The organism is Deinococcus sp. AB2017081, from assembly GCF_034440735.1.
Classification (GTDB): domain Bacteria; phylum Deinococcota; class Deinococci; order Deinococcales; family Deinococcaceae; genus Deinococcus; species Deinococcus rufus.
Map to the genome: position 1 here is coordinate 15,545 of NZ_CP140099.1, position 19,430 is coordinate 34,974.

Consider the following 19,430-nt stretch of genomic DNA (forward strand, 5'->3'; position numbering starts at 1 on the left):
ATCATGGTCTGGGCCGTTCTGAACACTGAAAGGCCCTGAAGTGGACGTGGCTTTAGGGCCAAGTTCACAGCGGGGCCGGTCACGTTCAGGCGCGTCAGGGCGTGGTGGGAATCTCGGATAGGTGCGCTCCCCAGGAGCGCCGCGCCCTGCTCAGAAGCCGCCGGTGGCGTCCTGACGCCGACCGCGCAGCGCCAGCAGGGCCAGCAGGGCGAAGGCGGCCTCGGCTCCCAGCGAGATCAGCCCCGAGGGTTCGGCCCAGTTGCCGATGTCGCCGGTGGCGCCGGGCAGTCCGGTACTGCGGGTCAGCGAATAGGCGACGATGGCGCCGACGGAGATCACGCCGCCCAACAGGTAGCCGTTTCTCCAGTGGCTGGAGAGCAGCCAGGCCCCGGCGGCCGCGCAGCCGGCGACGAGCAGGATGTACAGCCAGCCCAGATACGGCGTCTCCGCGAGCTTGCTGGGGACGTCCCGGAAGTGCATCCAGCCGATCAAAGTGAGCAGCAGCAGGCCGGGGTACAGGTGGGCCGGGGTGTGGGTGGGGGTCATGGGAGGCTCCTCGGAGGTGAGACGGGCGGGGACAGGGTCGGATCGGTGGCGGCAGCGGGGATGGCCGGAGGCGTCAGCGGAGCAGCCAGGGCACGGGGTTGCCCTGCGGGCCGGCGTCTGTCAAGCAGTCTCAGGCCAAAGGTGTACACCACCGCGCCCAGACTGACGCCGTACAGCACGGTGAGGCCGTCGCTGCCCGCCAGCAGGCCGTGGGCGGTCAGCAGCGCGAAGCTGGGATAGGCACCCAGGTGCAGCGCCCGCCATATCCGGGGCGAGAGCCGTGCCCGCAGCCGGGTGCTGGCCCAGACCACCAGGAGGCCATAGAGCCCCAGGATGCCCAGGCCGACGGCGAGCGGCAGGACAGTGGAAGCCCCCGGCAGCAGCACCGCCAGCAGCGGCTGCGGCGACTGGGCATCCACGGTGAGCAGCAGGCCGTGTAGGCCTCCCAGCAGCAGCGCGGCGCCCGAGATCAGCCCGTGCCAGCCGCCCTGCTGCGCGCGGCTCAGCCAGGGGGGCGAGGCCCGGCTGCCCAGCAGCGCCCCGAAGGTCACGCTCAGGGCCAGCAGCACATAGGCCACCACGCCCAGCGCGCGGTTGAGGCTCCAGGCCAGGGTCTGCGGCCCCAGGCCCAGCCAGCAGGCCAGGAACAGCGCGCCGTACAGGGCCAGCAGCGCGGCGCTCAGCGTGCGGTTGGCGCGGGCGGGCGGGGTCGTCATGCGGCCCAGCCCGCTGCCTGCCACTGCCACTGCTGGCCCTGCCGGTCGTAGGCGAGCAGGGTCGGCGGCGGCGCGCCGGCCAGGAAGCGGCGCAGCGCCGGGTCGCCGAACAGCGCCATCTTGCACAGCACCTCGGCGTCCAGCAGGCTGGGGCTCACCGCTGTGACCTGCACGAGGCCGCTCTCTAGGGGCCGCCCGGTGCGCGGATCGATCAGGTGGTGGCCGCCCGGCCAGGCGCGCTTGAGGGTGCTGCTGGTCGCCACCCCCCAGGTGCCGGCGGGCAGCTCGAGCAGGGCCGCCTGGCCGCCGAATGGGTGCTCGACCTCGACGGCGCAGGGTTCTTGCTGGCGCACGATCAGGTCGCCGCCCGCGTCCAGCAGTCCTGCGCCGTCCAGCAGCCGGGCCGCCCGGGTCACGATCCAGCCCTTGGCGGTGCCGCCCAGGTCGAGCGTCAGGCCAGGGGGCAGGGTGACGCGCTCGGCGCTGAGTACCACGCCGTCCAGCGGCGGCACCCGCACAGCCGCGTGGCGGGGTGTTCCCGGGTGGCCGTCGTAGCCGGCTGCCACCAGCGCGCCCCGGATCGCCGGGGTGAGCAGCCCGCCGCTGCGCCGGGCCACCGTCAGCGCGTACCCCAGGGCCTGCACCAGTTCAGGGGGCGGGTTCTCCAGCACGCCCCAGCGGTTGAGCTCGGTCAGCGGGGTGTGGCCGAAGCGGCTCAGCAGGGCCTCGAGCCGGCGAACTTCAGTCAGTGCGGCGCGCGCACCCCTGCCCTCCGCGCGCACCTCGGTGTCCATGGCGCGGATCTCAAAGCTCAGGCTCATGCTCAGCTTCCCCGGGTGCGCGCCACCACGCGGCGCTGGGTCTCGGTCACCACGGTGACCCCGTCCTGACCGGCGCTGAGGACGCTGGACGCGGTGGAGCGGGGCTCACTTCGCGCCACGGCATACACCGTCAGCGTGCCGCTCAGGGCGGCGATGGACAGCAGCAGGGTGCGCTGGGCGCGCGGAGGGTCAAATCGCCGGACAGGCTTCATGCTCAGAGCCTGCCAAGTTCAGGTTAAAGGGCGGTATACGGAGCAGACAGATCCGCAGGAGGTTCAAGGTGGTCGGGAGATCCACCGCGCAGGCTGATCCAGCGGCGAAGCGGGGCGCATGCTGAACAGAGTGCGTGGTCGTGTGCATGGGAGGGGTTCAGCGACCTTCGGGAAGCTCGCACCGGGAACGCCCAGGGTCACTGGCCGACGCCCAGTCCCGAAACGGCCCGCGCGATCAGGAAGGCGGCTCCGGCCGCCAGGCCACCCACCAGGGTCGTCTGCAAGGCGCTGCCGAGGACGCTGACACCGGTAAAGCGGGCCTTGACCGCGCCGAAAACCGCCAGTGCCAGCAGGGTCACGATCACCGAGATCCGCAGCGCCTCTCCGATGGGCAATCCAAAGGCGTATGGGATCAGTGGAATGAGTCCGCCGAGCACATACGACCCTCCGATGGTCAGGGCGCTCTTCGGCGCGCGCGAGGGGTGCGGCTCCTCCAGGCCCAGCTCGTTGCGCATCATGAACTGCACCCAGCTGTCCGAGTTTGAGGTGATGGCCTGCGTCGCCTGTTCCAGCGCCTCACCCCGCAGACCGTAGCCGGAAAAGATTGCGCGCACCTCCTCGGTTTCGCGCTCAGGCAGCTCCTCGACCTCCTGCCGTTCGCGGGCCAGCTCGTGGCGGTAGCTCTCGGCGTCGCTGCGGGCAGCCAGAAAGCCGCCCAGGCCCATGGCGATGCTCCCCGCCGCTACCTCGGCCAGGCCGGCGACCAGTACCAGGCCGCTCGACGCCACCGCGCCGGACAGGCCAGCCGCCAGCGCGAAGGGCACCGTCAGGCCGTCGCTCATGCCGATGACCACGTCGCGGACGGTCTCAGAACCGGTGAAATGCTGCTCGGTATGTGGAGTCTGTGGCATGGGTCTCCTGGTGGGCTCATTGAGAGGAATAGCGTCTGCTGGGGCGTGGTGACTTCACGGAGTCTTGATCGTTCGGGTCGGGCGGCTTGAGGAAGTCATTATGAGACTGCGATGGGTCGCGGGCATGGTGCGTGCGGCGCGAGAAGTAACAAGGACGGGCTGGCCGCGCTGGCTGAGCAGGGGGCACGTTCCCGGATGTTCGTCCATCGCCGCCAGCCCGTCTCTCCCGGGGCGCTGGGGCAGCCTGGAGGCGCTCACCCGAGGTGGTGTCGCCGCCCTTCCCTACAGGGTCAGCAGCATGGCCGCGCTCGCGGCCAGCATCAGGGCCGTGGCCAGCCAGCCCACCACCCTCAGCACTCGGGGCAGGGTGAACTGTCCCATCACCTCGTGGCGGCTGGCCATCAGCATCAGCGCGATCATCACCGGGCCCGCCGTGACGCCGTTGACGATCGCCGACCAGTACAGTGCGCGCACCGGATCGACCGGCGAGAAGTTCAGCGCCACCCCGACCAGGGTCGCGGCTGTCAGTATTCCGTAGAAGCCCCGGGCGGCCAGGGGCCGCCGCTCCAGCCCCACCGGCCAGCGCAGCGCCTCGCCCACCGCGTAGGCCGCGGAGCCGGCCAGCACCGGCACCGCCAGCAGGCCCGTGCCGATGATCCCCAGGCTGAACAGCACGAAGGCGAAGTTGCCGGCCAGCGGCCTCAAGGCTTCGGCGGCCTGGGCGGCGGTCTGGATGGTTGTGACGCCGCCAGCGTGCAGCGTGACAGCGGCGGTCAGGATGATGAAAAAGGCCACCAGGTTGGAAAAGCCCATGCCGGCGAAGGTATCGACCCGGATGCGCCGGAACTGCTGCGGGGCCTGTTCGGGCGCCCGCGTCAGTCGCTCCTCTCCAGGCGTGGCGTGGAGATCCTCGACCTCCTGGGACGCCTGCCAGAAGAACAGGTAGGGGCTGATGGTGGTGCCCAGCACGGCGATCAACCCCTGGAGGTAGGGGCCGCTGAGGGTGAGGTGCGGCAGCACCGTAGCCCGCAGCACCGCGCCCCAGGGCACCCGCACGGCCAGCACCACCGCCACATAGGCCAGCAGCGAGGCGCTGAGCCATTTGAGCACCCGCACATAGGCGTGATAGGGCACGAACACCTGGGCCAGGACACAGCCCACCCCGAACAGCAGGGTGTAGAGGTGACCGTGGCCACCGATCACCAGCTTCATGGCCGCGCCCATGGCTCCCAGATCGGCCCCCAGGTTGATGGTGTTGGCGACCAGCAGCAGCCCTGAGAGCAGATAGAGCCAGCCCGGCGCGAAATGGCGGCGCAGGTTGCCGGCCAGCCCGTGTCCGGTCACCCGGCCCACCCGGGCGCTGATCTCCTGAGTGACCGCCATCAGCGGGTATGAGAAGGGCATCGTCCAGAGCAGGCCAAAGCCGAACTGCGCCCCGACCTGCGAGTAGGTGGCGATGCCGCTGGGGTCATCATCGGACGCCCCGGTGATCACTCCCGGCCCCAGCAGCCGCCACCAGGGCCGGCGTTGGGTGCTGTCCACCTGCAGGTCTGCGGTGGGATGGTCTGTGGTCTGCTTGTCCATGGGCGCCCCCGCCCGGCACCGTATCCAGCCCGGGTATAGCCCCGGTATACCTTCGCTTTACCCGCGCCGCGCACAGTGGCCCGGTGACCCCCCTCCCCCCTGCTCTGCGCGCTGTCCGTCCGGCGGCGCTGGCCCGCATGTTGCTGGGCATCTTCCTTCCTCTGCTGCTGCTGGGCGTGATCGCCGAGGACGTCTTCGAGAAGGAGCGCTTCGCCTTTGAGGCGCCCATCATGGCCTGGATCCACGCGCACGCGGGAGCGGGACTGACCACGCTGAGCCTCGGCCTCAACACCCTGGGGGGCCCGCTCGTCACGGGCGCCGCGCTGATCGTGCTCACCGTGGGCCTGTGGCTGGGCGGGCGGCGGTGGCCGGCGGCGCTCTCGGTGCTCGGCCTGGGCAGCGCGGTGGGCCTGGCCTTCGTCATGAAGCTCTTTTTCAACCGGCCCCGCCCCGAGCTGTGGCCCCGACTGATCACCGAGCACGGCGCGGCCTTCCCCAGCGGCCACTCCACAGCGGCGGCGGCGCTGGCCACCTTCGCGGCCGTGCTGCTGTGGCGCACCGCCTGGCGCTGGCCGGCCGTGGTGCTGGGGGCCTGGTACGCCGGGCTGATGGGCTACTCGCGGCTGGTGCTGGGGGTGCACCTGCCCACCGACGTGCTGGCCGGCTGGCTGACCGGGGTGGCCAGTGTGCTGGCGGCCTACAGCGTGCTGGGAGGCCGGCTCAGACGGGGGCTGGCCGGGACTTCCACGGCCCCGGTCTCTCCCGAACGTGCCCCGGCCAGGCCCCCCCAGTGATGACCCGGTCGGTCGCCGGGGGACGTCCGCCCCTCACCCGGCCTGATCCTGGGGCGCAGACTGCGCGCACTGTGCCCCGTTCCCCGTCGTCCCTGCGCTGGCTGGCCCATGACCGCCGGGTGTGGCACGGGCTGGGGCTCAGCGCCGTCCTGAGCCTGCTGGGCCTGGGCCTGGGCGCCGGCGCCTTCATCCTGATCGCCCAGGCGATCGCGCGCGCGCTGGCCGGCGCGCCGCTGCAGCCGGGCGAGCTGTGGTGGGTGGGCGGCCTGCTGCTGGGCCGGGCCCTGGCCCAGGGGGCCCGCGAGTGGGCCGGGCAGGGGCTCGCGGCGCGCATGATCCGCCACTGGCGCGGCGCCCTGACCCGTCAGGCGCTGGCCCTGGGCCCGGTGGCCCTGTCGCGCACCCACGGCGCCGAGCTGCTGACCCTGGACGCCGAACTGGGCCCCCGGCTCGCGCCGCTGTACGCCCGCTACCTGCCGTCGGCCGTCCACGCGGGGCTGGCCTTCGCCGTGGTGCTGGCGGTCACGGCGCGCCTGGACGGGGCCACCGCCGGCGTGCTGCTGCTGACCGGCCCGCTGACCCTGCTGCTGCTGGCGCTGGTCGGCCTGGCCACCCACGCCGCCACCGAGCGGCAGTGGGTGGCGCACACGCGGCTGGCGGGCCGGCTGCTGACCCTGACCCGGCATCTGCCCACCCTGCATGCCTTCGGGGTGACGCCGGCCTACCGCGAGGTGCTGGCCAGGACGGCCTCGGCGCAGCGCGCCGCCACCATGGGAGTGCTGAAGGTGGCCTTTCTCAGCGGCTTCGTGATGGACTTCGCCGCCACCCTGGCCACGGCCCTGGCCGCCGTCTGGATCGGCGTGCGGCTCTTCGGCGGCGAGGCGCAGCTGGCGCCGACCCTCGCCGCACTGATGCTGGTGCCGGAGTTCTTCGGCCCGCTGCGTCAGCTGGGCGCCGACCGGCACGCCGCGCTGGACGCCGAGCCGGTGGGGGCCCGGCTGCGGACGCTGCTGTCCACCGTGCCGGGGCCCAGCGGCCCGCACCGGCCCCGGGGGCCGGGCCACCTCGAGCTGCGCGCGGCCCACGCGGAGCTGAGTCCCCACACGGCGCCCCTGAGCGCCGACCTGCCGCCCGGCAGCCGGCTGGCGCTGCGGGGCCCCAGCGGCAGCGGCAAGACGACGCTGCTGTGCGCGCTGGCCAAGTACACGCCGTACGCCGGGCAGATTCTGGTGGACGGCCAGGCGCTGGACGAGTTCGACGCCGCCGCCTGGCGGGAGCGGGTGGCGTACGTGCCGCAGCATCCCCGGCTGATCGCCGCCAGCGTGCGCGACAACCTGCGGCTGGGTCGCCCCGGGGCCAGCGACGCAGAGCTCATGGCCGTCGCCGCCTCGGTGGGCCTGCTGCCCGTGCTGGGCGCCCTGCCGGGTGGCTGGGACGCGCCGCTGGGTGAGGGCGGGGTCAGCCTCTCGGGGGGCGAGACGGCCCGGCTGGCCCTGGCCCGCGCCCTGCTCTCCGGCGCCGGGGTGCTGCTGCTCGATGAGGTCACCGCCCACCTGGACGCCGAGAGCGAGCGCAGCGTCCTCCTGGCCATGGACGCGGCGTGCACCGGGCGCACGGTGGTGCTGGCCACCCACCGGCCTGCCCCGGCCGGGTGGGAGCAGGCCACGCTGGCGGCGCGGGGAGCGTCATGACCGCCTGGCCCACGCTGCTCGGCGTGCTGGCCGCGCTGGCCGGGCTGGGGCTGGCCGGCACCTCGGGGCTGCTGATCTCACGCTCGGCGCTGCGGCCCGAAGACTTCCTGAGCCTGACCCTGCTGGTCACGGCCGTGCGGGCGCTGGGCCTGGGCCGCGCCGGGCTGCGCTACGCCGAGCGCCTTGCCGGGCATGCCGCCGCCCTGCAATCCGGTGAACGTGCGCGCCTGCGGCTCTTCGACACGCTCGCGCGCTTCGGACGTGACCTGCACGCGCATGAACGCAGCGGCGACCTGCTGTCCCGGGGCGGGGCCGACATTGACGCCGCCCAGTTCCGGACGCTGCGCGTGGTGCTGCCCCTGTGGGCCGCCGGGGGCGTGGTCAGCGCGCTTGGCATCTGGCTGTGGACGATCGACCCCGCGCTGGCCCTGCTGGCCACCCTGCCGGTGCTGGCGGCCAGCGGCGGGGTCTGGGCACGGCGCGGGCCGGTCGAGCGGCTGGCCGCCGAGGACATGGCGCTGGGCCGGGAACACGGCACCCGCCTGCTCGACGCGCTGGCCGCCAGTGGCGAGGGGGCGGGCCGGCATCACGCTCCGGCGCTGGCCACTTTGGAGTCGCGACTCGAGCAGGTGGCCCGTGCCCAGGGCCGCCTGAGCGGCCAGCTCACGCTGGGCCGGGATCTGGCCTTTGCCCTGTGCGCGGGTGGGGTGCTCTGGCGCGGCGCCGCCCTGGTTGAGGCCGGGGCGCTGCCGGGCGCGGTGCTGGCCGCCGTGACGCTGGCCAGCGTGACGGCCGTCGACGTGCTGGTGCCCCTCTCGGCGCTGCCCGCGGCCCAGGCGCTGGCCCGGGTGGCGGCCCAGCGTCAGGCGGCCCTGGAGGCGCTGCAGCCTGCCGTCCAGGCGCCCGCCGCGCCCTGGCCGCTGCCGGGTGGCCCGTTCGAGATGGAGCTGCGCCGGGTCAGCCTGCGCCGGGCCGGACGGGTCATCCTGGAAGACGTCAGCCTGCGGCTGGCCGCCGGGGAGCGTGTGGCGCTGAGCGGCGCCAGCGGCGCCGGCAAGACCACCCTGCTGGCGCTGCTGTGCCGCGACCTCGATCCGGACGGTGGGCAGGTCACGTTCGGTGGCCGCGACCTGAGGGGGCTGGATCCGGCGGCGCTGAGGAGACGGCTGAGTCTGCACGAGCAGGGCGCGCCGCTGCTGGACGGCACCTTGAGTGAAAACCTGCGGCTGGGCGATCATGGGGCCCCGGACGAGACGCTGCGCGCCCTGCTCGACGACCTCGGCCTGACCGATCTGCCGCTCGACCTGTGGGTGGGCGAGGGCGGCAGTCGCCTGAGTGGTGGGCAGCGGGCGCGTGTCAGTCTGGCCCGCGCGCTCCTAAAACCCTCCGAGGCCCTGCTGCTGGATGAACCCACCGCCTTCCTGGACGACGAGGCCGAGGCCCGGGCGCTGCAGGTCATCGAGCGGGAGCGGCGCGGGCGCGCCCTCCTGATCGTGACGCACCGCGCGGCGCCGCTGGCGATGGCCGATGTCCAGTACGTCCTGCACGAGGGGATTCTCAGCCCCGCAGGGCCTGCCCCTGAGAGGAGCGCTGTATGACCGACATCCTGGGCTTCACTGCGCTTGACCTGTCCCGCTTCCAGTTCGCGACCACAAGCATCTTCCACTACTTCTTCGTGCCCTTCACGGTCGGCTTCGCGCTGATCATCGCCGTCCTCCAGACGCTGGCCCACCGCACGGGCGATCCAAAACTGGAGAACCTGACCCGCTTTTTCGGGCACCTGTTCTTCATCAATTTCGCGGTGGGCGTGGTGACCGGCATCGTGCAGGAGTTCCAGTTCGGCATGAACTGGCAGGTCTTTTCCAACTTCGTGGGCAACATCTTCGGGGTGCCCCTGGCCCTCGAGGTTCTGATGGCCTTCTTCCTGGAGAGCACCTTCCTGGGGCTGTGGTGGTTCGGCAAGGGCAAGCTGCCGGCGTGGGCCTCGCTGGCCTGCATCTGGATCGTGGCCCTGGGTACCAGCGTGAGTGCGTTCTGGATCATCATCGCCAACGCCTGGATGCAGCGTCCGGTGGGGTTCGAGATCGTGGGCGGCCGGGCCGTGATGACCGACGCGCTGGCGATCGTGCTCAATCCCAAGGGTCTGCAGTGGTTCGCGCACATCTGGACGGGCGGCCTGACGGTGGCGGCCTTCTTCGTGCTGGCCGTCAGCGCCTATCACCTGCGCCGGAAGCACCACGTAGACGCCTTCCGCGTCAGCTTCAAAGTGGCGCTGCTCACCGCACTGATCGGTTCCCTGGGGGTCACGGCGGCCGGGCACATCCAGGGCCAGAGCGCGGTGCGCGACCAGCCCATGAAGTACGCGGCGTTCAGCGCCCTGTGGGACACGCCGGGCGGCACCCAGATGCCCGAGAGCCTGCTGGCGCTGCCCAGCAACACCTTGAGAGAAAACCGCTTCGAGATTTCCGTCCCTTACGTCGGCTCGTTCCTGGCCTTCAACAATTTCAGCCAGAAGGCGCAGGGCCTCAACGACCTGCAGCGGGAGTACGCGGCGAAGTACGGCCCCGGCAATTACATTCCGCCGGTCTGGCAGGTCTACTGGGCCTTTCGGGTGATGGTGGGACTGGGCGGCGTGATGCTGCTGGTCAGTCTGATCTCCGTCTGGCGCTGGCGGCGGGGCCGGCTGGACGACCCTGGCCGCCTGTATGGCCTGCTGCTGATCATGCCGCTGGCGCCGCATCTGGCCAACTTCAGCGGCTTCATCGCCACTGAAATGGGACGCCAGCCCTGGGTGGTGCAGGGACTGCTACGCACCGCCGATGCGGTCAGCCCACTGAGCCCACTGACGGTGCTGCTCTCGCTGGGTGCGTTCTGGATCGTGTACCTGACCCTGATCGGACTGGACGTGTTCCTGCTGACCAAGACCGCCCGCGCGGGATTGCACGAGCCCGGCGCCCAGACGGCCTCCATCCCTGGGCCCAGCTACCTGCCTGAAGGGGGCGCCCCGTGAGCCCCGACCTGCCGACCCTCTGGTTCGTCCTGACGGCCCTGACCTTCACCATCTACTTCTTCCTAGACGGGTTTGACTTCGGGGTGGGGGTGCTGCAGCCGTTCCTGGCCCGCAACGAGGCGCAGCGCCGCGCCCTGATCGGCGCGGTGGGCCCCTTCTGGGCGGCCAACGAGGTCTGGGTGATCCTGGCCGCCAGCGTGATCTTCGCGGCCTTCCCACTGTGGTACGGCGCCCTGCTGAGTGCGCTCTACCCGCTGTTCACGCTGATCCTGCTGGCCCTCATCGGGCGGGGCGTGGCCTTCGAGTACCGGGCCGAGGTCGATCACCGACGCTGGCGGACGTTCTGGGACGTCACCTCATTTGTCTGCAACGCCCTGCCCGCCTTCCTGTGGGGGGTGATCATGACCAACCTGGTTCGGGGTCTGCCCATCGGCGTCGGGGGCCGTTTTCAGGGCACTCCGCAAGACGCCTTTGACCTGTTCAGCGTGCTGGGAGGTCTGGCCACCCTCAGCCTGTTCGTGCTGCACGGCGCGACGTTCCTGCTGCTGCGGCTGAACCGTGAAGACCCCCTGCACGCCCGCGCACACCGGGCCGCGCTGACATGGGGCGCGCTCGCCTCTGGCCTGGTGCTGGCGTTCGTGTACACCGGCTTTGTGGGCCGCGGCCTGTTCCGCTCCTTCGGCCTGGCCGAGTGGGTGTTTCCGGCCGCGGCCGCCCTGAATCTGGGGCTGATCTGGCTCGCCCTGATCTTACGGCGCGACACGCTGGCTTTCGTGGCCACCGGCCTGACCATCGTGGCCTCGACCGCGACCATCTTCCTGAGTCTCTATCCCAGCGTCTTGCCGAGCACCCTGGGCGGCGCGTATACCCTGACGGTGCACAGCAGCGCCTCGGCGCCCTACACGCTGCAGCTGCTGAGCTGGGTCGCGCTGGCCTTCTTGCCCCTGATCATCGGCTATCAGGTCTGGAACTACTGGGTCTTCCGGCAGCGCCTCAGCTCCCTCCCCGAGGGGACGGGCAGCGTGTTGTCGGAGCCCCGGGAGGAACCGGGGTGATACGGACTGAAGGAAGATGGACGTGTATCCGGGACAGCACCCCATGCACGTCCATCTCCCTTCAGTCCGTGCTTTCTCCTTCTCCCTTCGGTCGGATTGAACCCGTACATGTGCGGGATTCAATCGGAGTTGGTATGAGCGGAATTCGTGAACCCCGGAACCTCAGGGATGGGCGGTCAACCACCCATGACTAAAGTCGCGAGCTTGTGACTGCCCTCAGCGTCAGATGCAGGGATGGACCTGCCTTCAGCGTCACCGGACGTCACGTCTTCAGCCTCTCGGCTGGGGGCCGTCGACAAGGGCCCCGAATCCTACTCCTGTTCTTCTTTCCATCGCCACGCCCGCAGGCCCACGTTGATCGCCCCCACCACGTCCGCATGCCCCTGGTAGCCACAGGTCACGCAGGTGAACTGCTCGCCACCAGCGGGGCGGTTCTCCCGACTGGCGTGGGCGCACCTCGGACAGGTCTGCGAGGTGTACTTCGGATCGACCGCGATCACTAGCGAGCCGGCCAATGGCGCCTTGTAGGCCACCATCGCCCGCGGCGCCGCGTAGCTCCAGGTCGACCGCACCCGGTTGGCGCGGCGCTGCTTGACCGATGCCTTCTTCGAGCTGGCCCGCCCCACGCGCTCCCGGATGTGGGCGAGTTTCTCCATGCCGATCAGGGCCCAGGGATGCGAATCGATGATCATGCGGGCGAGGACGTGGTTGCGGTCAGCCGTGAACCGTCTCTCCCGGACGCTGACGGAAACCAGTCTCCGCGTCGCGCTCCGGGTGCCTTTGGCTTGCAACTTCGTCCTGAGGTGCTGGTAGTGATCGGCTTTCTTGCGGTGCGTCCTCCCTTCAAACATCGTGACGGCTCCGTCACTGCTCGGATCCATCACCTTGGTGACCGCGTGGTAGCGCTGACCGACGTCCACTCCAACGACCTGTTGGAGTTCACGGGGCTTTACGACGGTATCGACCGTGTAGGCCACCAACAAGTACCACTGCTTCTTGGGCTTGTCGTACCACAGCTTCGCCGCACCAATGTCGGTGTCCGGGTGCTGGAGGTCTTCGAGGTGGGCATTCCACCCGTAGTACCCGAGCGTCATCCGGCCTTCAAGGGTCATCACCGAGACCTGACGATCCTTCTTGAAGGAGTAGTCCCGGCCGTAGTGGTACTCGAGGGTCAGGGCTTTGAAGACTGGCGCGGTGTCGAGACCGCGGTAGAGCCGGGGAAGACGACCCTTACGGTTCGCCTGCCCCTGAGCGGTTTTGAGTCGGGCGACCGATTGCTTCGTGGTAGTCCACAGCGTCTTGTAGGCCGCCAACACCAAGTCGCGCACCGAGCAGGCGAGCTGTGAGGCCAGCCCGTATTCGGCGCGGATGAAGGTGTAGCAGCCCTTCTGGATGGCGATGCCGCTGGGCGTCTTGCCGTTCGTGAAGGCCCACTGCGAGCAGTGGTTCTGCGCGGCGCGGTACGCCGTCGTCACCCCGCGCAGCCGGGCCGCCTGCTCCGGGGAGCAGACCAGCTTCAGCTTGGCAGAGCGGACACCCTTCACAGAAGAAAGATATTATTGAATGCGTTGAAGAATCAGAGCCCACCTCCGGTGGGCCACCCGCTCCTCCCATGACTGAAGTCACAGGGCTCCGCGGGTGACGGCGCTGAAGAATTCTCCGATCTGGCGGCCGATCCCCGCGTTCATGTAACCGCCGAACAGGTGGGGCCCCTTCACCGGCACGACCCGGACGTCGGCGCCGACCCGCCTGGCCAGCACGGCCAGACGCTCCCCGTTGGCGGCGCTGGCGACACCGGTGCCCTGCGGACTGACGACTGTCAGGAGCGGGGTCAGGCGACCTCTGAACCGGGCGAAGTCGTTGACCGGGTCATGGCCACTCAAGCTGGCGCCGCCGTAGGCCCGGCGCACACTCTGGCCGCGCCGCTGTGAGGTGCGCACGGTGTCCTTGAGGTTGACCCGCCCGGCCACGCTGGCGCTGGCCCGCACCGGCCCCAGGGTCTGGGAGTAGGCCGTCAGGGTAGCGGGCAGGCCACCCATCGAGACCGTTGCCCTGGTCGTTCGGCCGGGAGGCCTGCTAGACCGTCCCGATGGCGGTCAGTATGACGGGACTGCCCCGGGTCTCGCGCCCGCTGTCGTTGCACAGCAGCACGTAGCCCTGAGCGTCAATGACGTCGGGGAGCGTGCCGGAGGGTGGATGCGTGACGCCGTCCAGGGCCTGCCCGCCCCGGCCGTGCGGGACAACCACCAGTCCGCAGCGCGCGTGACGGCAGCGCGCTGGCATGATGAGCTGGACAGCGCCCTGGGCGTCGGGGATCGGCCGCAACGTCCGGTCGCCCGGCTCCACCTGCCGGCCCGCCGCCGGGGCCGGTGTAGGCGGGCGCTGGGCCAGCGTCGGGGTCACCGACACAGTTAGGGTGCGCAGGAGGTTGATAGACACAGTACGTGGCGGATGGAGCCGTGGTTGAAGCCCTGGGCGGCTTCAACCACGGCCCTGCGCAGTGAAGCAAGGGGACAGGCGGACTGGACACCGGGCCAGGTGAACTGGCGCTCATACGGACTCCTCCTCCCTCCGGTCGGATTTCATCCCGTTTTCAACGGAATTCAATCGGAATCCGTATCACGTCAGGAGGAGCCCGGCCCCTGTGGGTCGAACCTGCCCCTGGCATCCGGCCGTGCGGGCAGTGGCCGACCGTGTTCAGGTCGGGTCGCTGCGGCCCAGCCGGAAGCCAGCCCCAACGCCGCGCGGACGTCTAGCACACCGGCGCCGCATGAACGCGCACGGAGTTGGTCGCACTGCCCGCCGGCAAAGGGCCGGGCACTGTGCCGGAGGATGGCCGAGACCTCGGTTGGGCGCAGGCCAGGGTGTTCGGCGACCAGCAGGCTGGCGGCGCCGGCCACCAGCGGCGCCGCGAAACTGGTGCCGGTTCTCTCGGCCTCGCCGCCGCCCGGCAGCAGCACATCGATGCGCTCGGTGGCGGTGCCGCCCGGGGCCGCCAGGGCCACGGCCGCGCCCCAGTTGGAGTAGGGGGCCCGGCGGCCCTGGGTGCCCGTCGCGGCCACCGTGATGACCCCCCGGCAGCCTCCCGGGGTGTAGCGCGCGGCAGCGGCGCGTGAATTGCCGGCGGCGGCGACGATCACGCTGCCGTGGGCGATCACCTCGTCCACCGCGCGCTGCATGGCCGGGGCGCAGCCGGTGTAGGGGACATCCTTGAGCTTGAACGAGGCGTTGATCACGCGGGCCGGAAACGGATTGGCTGGCACCCCCGGCACCGGCAGCCCCGCCGCCCAGCGCAGCCCGTCCAGGGCGTCGGCCAGCGTGGCGGTGTCGGCCCGGCCGATGATCCGGACGTGCAGCAAGCGGGCGGACGGATTGACCTGATGAACCAGGCCAGCGACCGCTGTGCCGTGGTAGCCCACTCCGCCGCGGGAGGCCCAGGCCTGGGGATCGCGGCCGCCGCCGTCCCCGGCGGTGCGGGGGTCGCTGATGAAGTCGTAGCCGGAGCGCTGCACCCCGTTCAGCTGAGGCTGCGCCGACAGGCCGGTGTCGAGGATGGCCACCGTGACGGCCGGCGCGCCCACGCGCGTCTCCAGTGCGGGCAGCTGGATTGCAGCCAGATCCCAGGACACCTCGTGGCGCTCCTGGATCCAGCCTCCTGCCAGAGCCGCCGCTGCGAGCAGTCCTCCTGTCATCCACACTCGCCGCCGGTGCATGACCCGAGCCTGCAGCACGGAGGTTGAGGGCGGGTATAACGTGCCCATACCCAGGTATACCGGCGCTTTACCTGATCCGGCCACACTGCGGGCATGTCCACCCTGTTTCGCCGCGTTCCCCGTCTTCCCTGGCGCGCCCCGGGCGCGGCCCTCACGCTGGGCGGCGTCGCGCTGCCGCTCGGCGTGCTGGGCGCCCTGGGCGCTGAGGTGCTCGAACGCGAGCCCTTCTCCCCGGAACTGGCCGCCATGCTGTGGCTGCACCTGCACAGCCCGGCCTGGCTGGTGGCACTGAGCCAGGGCCTCCACGTCCTCGGCAGCCCGCTGGTGATGTGGCCCGTGCTGGTGGCGTTGCCCGCCGCCCTGTGGCTGACCCGCCGCCGGCCCCAAGCCGTGTTCGCGGGGCTGGCCCTGTGGGGGGCCACCGGCGTGCAGTGGGGCCTCAAGCAGCTTTTCGAGCGATCCCGGCCCGACCTCTGGCCGCGCGTGGTGCCCGAGCATGGCTACGCCTTTCCCAGTGGGCACACCACCGTGGCGGCGGCGCTGGCCCTGGTGCTGGGCGTGTTGGCCTGGCACACGCCGCGGCGCTGGCTGGTGGTCACGGTCGGCGCAGCCTACGCCGCCCTGATGGCGCTCTCAAGGGTCGTGCTGGGCGTCCACTATCCAAGCGACGTGCTGGCCGGGATACTGACGGCGATGGTGAGTGTGCTGGGCCTCTTGCTGCTGCTGCGCCCCGACCGGGCGGGGGGCCGCTGATGCGCGTCTTGATCGTCGAGGACGATCCACACATCGCCGAGCTGCTGCGCGACGGTCTGAGCGAGGACGGCTACGACTGCGACCACGCCGCCAGCGCCACCGAGGGCGAGGAACTCGCCCACCTCTTCCCCTTCAGCCTGCTGATCCTGGACGTCATGCTGCCCGAGGGCATCGACGCCGGCTACCAGCTCGGCCGCCGCCTGCGGGAGCAGGGGGTACACACGCCGATCCTCTATCTCACGGCGCGCGGCACCGTCGAAGACCGGGTCGAGGGTCTGGAGGCGGGTGGAGACGATTACCTGGTCAAGCCGTTTGCCTTCCGGGAACTGCGCGCGCGCGTCCGGGCGCTGCTGCGCCGGGCGGGCGGCAACGCCCAGAACACCCTGCCCCTGCCCGGCGGCTGGGTGATGGATCTGGGCGGCCGGGAGCTGTACCGGGCCGGCGTGCGCGCTGACCTGACCCGCCGGGAGTTCGGGCTGCTGGAGTTGCTGGGCCTCAACGCGGGGCGGGCCTTTACCCGCGACGAGATTATCGACCGGCTCTGGAGCGGGGAGAGCGGGGTCGAACCCAAGGTGATCGACGTGTACGTCAGCACCATCCGCCGCAAGACCGACGACGCCCTGATCGATACCCTGCGCGGGGTGGGCTACCGCCTGGGACGGCCGGAGTGATTCAGCGCCTGAGCCTGCGTGTCAAGCTCACCCTGGGGTATGTGCTGGTGTTCACGGTGACCGTGCTGCTCGGCGGCGGTGGGGTGTTCTTCGCGGCCCGTAGCGCGCTGACCGCGTCCCTCGACACCACCCTGCGCGAGACGGCCAGCGTGGCGCGGGCCAGCATCATGACGGCCGGCACCGCGGCGAGCTTCGCCCCGCAGCTGCGCCCGGCCGGTGACCTGCACATCGAACTGTACCGCCCCGACGGCACGCCGCTGGCCCAGGTCGGGGACGGCGACGAGGGGCCGGTGGGTGAGCTGCGGCCCGGCCTGAGCACCACCGCCGAGCGCCGGGTGCTCACCCAGCAGGTGGAGGGCCTGTACCTGAGGGTTTCACGGCCCAGCGAGACGCTCAGCGAGTTTCTCGACACCTTGGCCCGGCTGCTGCTGCTGGGCAGCGGCGGCATGATCCTGGCCGCCTGCGGGGGCGGCTACTGGCTGGCCAACCGCGCCCTACGGCCGGTCGACGCAGTCGCCCGCACAGCCGAGCTGATCGCCGGCCAGGGCGATTACGCCCAGCGGGTGCCGCAGGCCCCGGGCGGCGACGAGATGGCCCGGCTGACCCGCACCGTCAACACCATGCTCGACCGGCTCGCTGGCACCATCGAGCGCGAGAAGCAGTTCGCCCGCACTGCCGCCCACGAGCTGCGCACGCCGCTGACTGCCCTGCGCGGCCGCCTCGACCTGACCCTGGAGCGGCCCCGCGACGCCGCCGAATACGAGAAGGCCCTGCGCAGCATGCAGGGCCGGGTCGACGCCCTGGGCCGCCTCACCGAGGGCCTGCTGGCTCTGGCGCGTACCGACGCGCCAGCTCCGCTGGAGCGGGTCGAACTGGCTTCCATCGCCATCCAGGTGAGCGAGCAGTTCGAGGCGGCGGCCGCCGAGCAGGGCCAGGTGGTGCGGCTCGATCTGGAGGAGAGCTGGGTGCAGGCCGACGCGGCCGGACTGGAACGCGTCCTGAGCAACCTGCTGGAGAACGCCCTGAAATACGGAGTCGGCCCCGAGATCCGGGTGGTGGTGCGCCCGCAGACCCTGATTGTGCAGGATACCGGCCCCGGCCCCGACCCGGCCCAGTGGCCCCGGCTGCTTCAGCCCTTCGAGCGCGGATCCGGCGTGCAGGGCGTCAGCGGCAGCGGGCTGGGCCTGGCGCTGGTGGCCACACTCGCCGCACGCTGGGGGGCCCGGCTCGAGCCCGGGTGGAGTGAGCACGGCTTCCAGGTCACCCTGCGCTTCCCGGCAGCGTCATGAGGGCGCCCGAGTCGCTGTGGCCCGCCCGACTCGCGGTGATCGCGGTAATCGGGCTGAACCTCACGCTAAGTGAGCAGCTCACCTTCGGGCCGACTTGGCTGCTGCCCGGACTCGAGACGCTGCTGCTGCTCCCGCTGAGCCTGCTGCGCGGCCGGGCGCGCCACCGCCTGGTGCATCTGGGCCGCCGGGCCGTGGACATGGACAGCGCGCGGCTGGTGCGCGCGCTCGCCGTGGGCATGATCGGACTGCTTCACCTGGGCAACCTGGCCTCCCTGACACTGCTGGTGCTCGGCCTGCTGCGGGGCGGTGGCCCCGGTGCCACGGCGCTGCTCGCCGGCGCGCTGAGCATCTGGGTGACCAACGTGCTGGTGTTCTCGCTGTGGTACTGGGAACTCGATCAGGGTGGGCCGCTTGGCCGTGGCGACCCGGGGGCGCCATTGGACTTCCTCTTCCCGCAGCGCACTGTACCCGGACTCGCTCCGGCCGACTGGCGACCGGAATACCTGGATTATCTGTTCGTGGCCTTTACCAACGCCTCCGCCTTCAGCCCGACCGACACCCTGCCGCTGACCCGCCGGGCCAAGGGGCTGATGACCGTGCAGGCCTCCACATCCATGCTCACCGTCGTGCTGGTTGCCAGCCGCGCGGTCAACATCCTCCGATGACCCGCCTGAGGCGCCCCCCACCCCGCGCGCTGCTGCTGGCCGCCCTGGCCGGGACACTGCTCGCCTTGGCCGCCTGGATCAACCTGCCCCAGGTAGCACGGCTCTTTGACGGCAGCGCCGACCGGGTCGCGGCCCTGCCTGCCGCGCCCGCCTTCCGGGCCGGGCAGCGGGTGCTGATCCTCTCACCCCACCCGGACGACGAGACGCTGTGCTGCGCGGGGATCATCCAGCAGGCCCGGGTGGCTGGCGCCCAGGTGTCGGTCGCCTGGGCCACCGCCGGGGACGGCTTCGAGTTCGACGTGATCCTGACCCGCCGGGTGCTCGACCCCACCTCGCAGGACATGCAGGCCCTGGGCAACGTCCGGGCGCTCGAGGCGCGCCGCGCCGCCGGGGTGCTGGGGGTGCCGCCCGAGCGCACCTACATGCTGGGCTACCCGGACGGTGGACTCTTCCGGCTGTTCACGGCCAATTACGACGAGCCCTACACCTCGCCGGCCAGCGGCGCGGCAGCCGTCTACGTGCGGGGCGCCCTGAGTCCCGGCGCGCCCTACACCGGGCGCGCCCTGGAAGCCGATCTCAGGCGGGTGCTCGACCGGGTGCGGCCGGACGTGGTGCTGGCCCCCGCGCCGCAGGATTTCCACCCTGACCACCACACGCTCACCTACATCGCGCTGCGGCTGCTGGGCGAGCGTCAGCAGGAGGGGCGCCTGCGCTTTTGGGTGGTGCACGGCGGGCTGGAATGGCCGGTGCCCAAAGGGCTGCACCCCCAGCTGCCCCTGACCGTGCCGCCGCTGGCCCGCGGCCTGCCCTGGACACGGGTGGATCTGACGCCGGCCCAGGAGGAGGCCAAGCGCGCCGCCGTCGAGACCTACCAGACCCAGACCCGCGTCATGGGGCGCTTCATGCGGGCCTTCGTGCGGAAAAACGAGCTGCTGAGCGCTGAGCCGTTGCCCGAGGCGCCCGTCGCCCCGCCTTGAGGTGGGAGGCGCCGACGTCACT

General features: G+C 71.2%; 20 protein-coding genes. 10 read left to right on the forward strand and 10 right to left on the reverse strand.

Annotated elements, in window-relative coordinates; translation table 11 throughout:
* Positions 1-150 precede the first annotated feature (150 nt).
* From U2P90_RS18330 to U2P90_RS18355, 6 genes are all read right to left on the reverse strand, one after another.
* A complete protein-coding gene (locus U2P90_RS18330; RefSeq protein ID WP_322474806.1) occupies positions 151-546 on the reverse strand; it encodes a hypothetical protein in 396 nt (131 codons plus the stop codon).
* Positions 543-1,262: a ferric reductase-like transmembrane domain-containing protein gene (locus U2P90_RS18335; protein ID WP_322474807.1), complete on the reverse strand. Its 720-nt coding sequence runs from the start codon at positions 1,260-1,262 to the stop codon at positions 543-545. The genes U2P90_RS18330 and U2P90_RS18335 overlap by 4 nt, the downstream gene beginning before the upstream one ends.
* On the reverse strand, positions 1,259-2,083 hold the full coding sequence (locus U2P90_RS18340) for an FAD:protein FMN transferase (RefSeq protein ID WP_322474808.1): 825 nt from the start codon (positions 2,081-2,083) through the stop codon (positions 1,259-1,261). Before U2P90_RS18340 ends, U2P90_RS18335 begins: the two co-directional genes overlap by 4 nt.
* 2 nt (positions 2,084-2,085) lie before the next feature.
* Positions 2,086-2,295 (reverse strand): hypothetical protein, encoded by a 210-nt coding sequence (locus tag U2P90_RS18345; protein WP_322474809.1) that lies wholly within the window; start codon positions 2,293-2,295, stop codon positions 2,086-2,088.
* 197 nt (positions 2,296-2,492) lie between these two features.
* Positions 2,493-3,206, reverse strand: a complete 714-nt coding sequence (locus tag U2P90_RS18350) for a VIT1/CCC1 transporter family protein (protein ID WP_322474810.1) — start codon at positions 3,204-3,206, stop codon at positions 2,493-2,495.
* A gap of 282 nt (positions 3,207-3,488) precedes the next feature.
* Positions 3,489-4,790 carry an NRAMP family divalent metal transporter gene (locus tag U2P90_RS18355; protein WP_322474811.1) on the reverse strand — a complete coding sequence of 434 codons (1,302 nt, stop codon included), beginning with the start codon at positions 4,788-4,790 and terminating at the stop codon, positions 3,489-3,491.
* Between the two features lie 83 nt (positions 4,791-4,873).
* Here U2P90_RS18355 and U2P90_RS18360 point away from each other — a divergent pair, with 83 nt between their 5' ends.
* The 5 genes from U2P90_RS18360 (at position 4,874) to cydB (ending at position 11,340) form a co-directional block, all read left to right on the forward strand.
* Positions 4,874-5,584, forward strand: a complete 711-nt coding sequence (locus U2P90_RS18360; RefSeq protein ID WP_322474812.1) for a phosphatase PAP2 family protein — start codon at positions 4,874-4,876, stop codon at positions 5,582-5,584.
* A 71-nt stretch (positions 5,585-5,655) separates the two neighbouring features.
* Entirely contained in the window at positions 5,656-7,275 is a 1,620-nt protein-coding gene (locus U2P90_RS18365) for an ABC transporter ATP-binding protein/permease (protein WP_322474813.1), read from the forward strand.
* Positions 7,272-8,873 carry an amino acid ABC transporter ATP-binding/permease protein gene (locus U2P90_RS18370; RefSeq protein WP_322474814.1) on the forward strand — a complete coding sequence of 534 codons (1,602 nt, stop codon included), beginning with the start codon at positions 7,272-7,274 and terminating at the stop codon, positions 8,871-8,873. The genes U2P90_RS18365 and U2P90_RS18370 overlap by 4 nt, the downstream gene beginning before the upstream one ends.
* Positions 8,870-10,285: a cytochrome ubiquinol oxidase subunit I gene (locus U2P90_RS18375; protein ID WP_322474815.1), complete on the forward strand. Its 1,416-nt coding sequence runs from the start codon at positions 8,870-8,872 to the stop codon at positions 10,283-10,285. The genes U2P90_RS18370 and U2P90_RS18375 overlap by 4 nt, the downstream gene beginning before the upstream one ends.
* A complete protein-coding gene (gene cydB / locus U2P90_RS18380; protein WP_322474816.1) occupies positions 10,282-11,340 on the forward strand; it encodes a cytochrome d ubiquinol oxidase subunit II in 1,059 nt (352 codons plus the stop codon). Before U2P90_RS18375 ends, cydB begins: the two co-directional genes overlap by 4 nt.
* A gap of 311 nt (positions 11,341-11,651) precedes the next feature.
* Here cydB and U2P90_RS18385 read toward each other — a convergent pair whose 3' ends face one another.
* From U2P90_RS18385 to U2P90_RS18400, 4 genes are all read right to left on the reverse strand, one after another.
* A complete protein-coding gene (locus tag U2P90_RS18385; protein ID WP_322474817.1) occupies positions 11,652-12,884 on the reverse strand; it encodes an RNA-guided endonuclease InsQ/TnpB family protein in 1,233 nt (410 codons plus the stop codon).
* Positions 12,885-12,962: 78 nt separating this feature from the next.
* Positions 12,963-13,379 carry a hypothetical protein gene (locus tag U2P90_RS18390; RefSeq protein ID WP_322474818.1) on the reverse strand — a complete coding sequence of 139 codons (417 nt, stop codon included), beginning with the start codon at positions 13,377-13,379 and terminating at the stop codon, positions 12,963-12,965.
* A gap of 37 nt (positions 13,380-13,416) precedes the next feature.
* Positions 13,417-13,743 carry a hypothetical protein gene (locus U2P90_RS18395; RefSeq protein WP_322474819.1) on the reverse strand — a complete coding sequence of 109 codons (327 nt, stop codon included), beginning with the start codon at positions 13,741-13,743 and terminating at the stop codon, positions 13,417-13,419.
* Between the two features lie 221 nt (positions 13,744-13,964).
* Entirely contained in the window at positions 13,965-15,032 is a 1,068-nt protein-coding gene (locus U2P90_RS18400; RefSeq protein ID WP_322474820.1) for a S8 family serine peptidase, read from the reverse strand.
* Between the two features lie 114 nt (positions 15,033-15,146).
* Here U2P90_RS18400 and U2P90_RS18405 point away from each other — a divergent pair, with 114 nt between their 5' ends.
* Genes U2P90_RS18405 through U2P90_RS18425 form a run of 5 tightly spaced genes read left to right on the forward strand, consistent with a single transcriptional unit; the run spans position 15,147 to position 19,408 of the window.
* Positions 15,147-15,806: a phosphatase PAP2 family protein gene (locus U2P90_RS18405; protein WP_322474821.1), complete on the forward strand. Its 660-nt coding sequence runs from the start codon at positions 15,147-15,149 to the stop codon at positions 15,804-15,806.
* The gene (locus U2P90_RS18410) at positions 15,806-16,477 is read left to right on the forward strand and encodes a response regulator transcription factor (RefSeq protein WP_322474822.1); all 672 of its coding nucleotides are present in this window, start codon (positions 15,806-15,808) and stop codon (positions 16,475-16,477) included. Before U2P90_RS18405 ends, U2P90_RS18410 begins: the two co-directional genes overlap by 1 nt.
* Positions 16,474-17,766: a sensor histidine kinase gene (locus tag U2P90_RS18415; protein WP_322474823.1), complete on the forward strand. Its 1,293-nt coding sequence runs from the start codon at positions 16,474-16,476 to the stop codon at positions 17,764-17,766. The genes U2P90_RS18410 and U2P90_RS18415 overlap by 4 nt, the downstream gene beginning before the upstream one ends.
* Positions 17,763-18,431 carry a hypothetical protein gene (locus U2P90_RS18420; protein ID WP_322474824.1) on the forward strand — a complete coding sequence of 223 codons (669 nt, stop codon included), beginning with the start codon at positions 17,763-17,765 and terminating at the stop codon, positions 18,429-18,431. Before U2P90_RS18415 ends, U2P90_RS18420 begins: the two co-directional genes overlap by 4 nt.
* Positions 18,428-19,408 (forward strand): PIG-L deacetylase family protein, encoded by a 981-nt coding sequence (locus U2P90_RS18425; RefSeq protein ID WP_322474825.1) that lies wholly within the window; start codon positions 18,428-18,430, stop codon positions 19,406-19,408. Before U2P90_RS18420 ends, U2P90_RS18425 begins: the two co-directional genes overlap by 4 nt.
* The last annotated feature ends 22 nt before the right edge of the window (positions 19,409-19,430 follow it).

Bases quoted from the DNA above. Each gene is read 5' to 3' on its own strand.
- U2P90_RS18400 (WP_322474820.1), bottom strand. From the start codon at position 15,032: ATGACAGGAGGACTGCTCGCAGCGGCGGCTCTGGCAGGAGGCTGGATC.
- U2P90_RS18350 (WP_322474810.1), bottom strand. From the start codon at position 3,206: ATGCCACAGACTCCACATACCGAGCAGCATTTCACCGGTTCTGAGACC.
- U2P90_RS18420 (WP_322474824.1), top strand. From the start codon at position 17,763: ATGAGGGCGCCCGAGTCGCTGTGGCCCGCCCGACTCGCGGTGATCGCG.
- U2P90_RS18375 (WP_322474815.1), top strand. From the start codon at position 8,870: ATGACCGACATCCTGGGCTTCACTGCGCTTGACCTGTCCCGCTTCCAG.
- U2P90_RS18425 (WP_322474825.1), top strand. From the start codon at position 18,428: ATGACCCGCCTGAGGCGCCCCCCACCCCGCGCGCTGCTGCTGGCCGCC.
- U2P90_RS18405 (WP_322474821.1), top strand. From the start codon at position 15,147: ATGTCCACCCTGTTTCGCCGCGTTCCCCGTCTTCCCTGGCGCGCCCCG.
- U2P90_RS18345 (WP_322474809.1), bottom strand. From the start codon at position 2,295: ATGAAGCCTGTCCGGCGATTTGACCCTCCGCGCGCCCAGCGCACCCTG.
- U2P90_RS18390 (WP_322474818.1), bottom strand. From the start codon at position 13,379: ATGGGTGGCCTGCCCGCTACCCTGACGGCCTACTCCCAGACCCTGGGG.
- U2P90_RS18340 (WP_322474808.1), bottom strand. From the start codon at position 2,083: ATGAGCCTGAGCTTTGAGATCCGCGCCATGGACACCGAGGTGCGCGCG.
- U2P90_RS18330 (WP_322474806.1), bottom strand. From the start codon at position 546: ATGACCCCCACCCACACCCCGGCCCACCTGTACCCCGGCCTGCTGCTG.
- U2P90_RS18355 (WP_322474811.1), bottom strand. From the start codon at position 4,790: ATGGACAAGCAGACCACAGACCATCCCACCGCAGACCTGCAGGTGGAC.
- U2P90_RS18370 (WP_322474814.1), top strand. From the start codon at position 7,272: ATGACCGCCTGGCCCACGCTGCTCGGCGTGCTGGCCGCGCTGGCCGGG.
- U2P90_RS18410 (WP_322474822.1), top strand. From the start codon at position 15,806: ATGCGCGTCTTGATCGTCGAGGACGATCCACACATCGCCGAGCTGCTG.
- U2P90_RS18335 (WP_322474807.1), bottom strand. From the start codon at position 1,262: ATGACGACCCCGCCCGCCCGCGCCAACCGCACGCTGAGCGCCGCGCTG.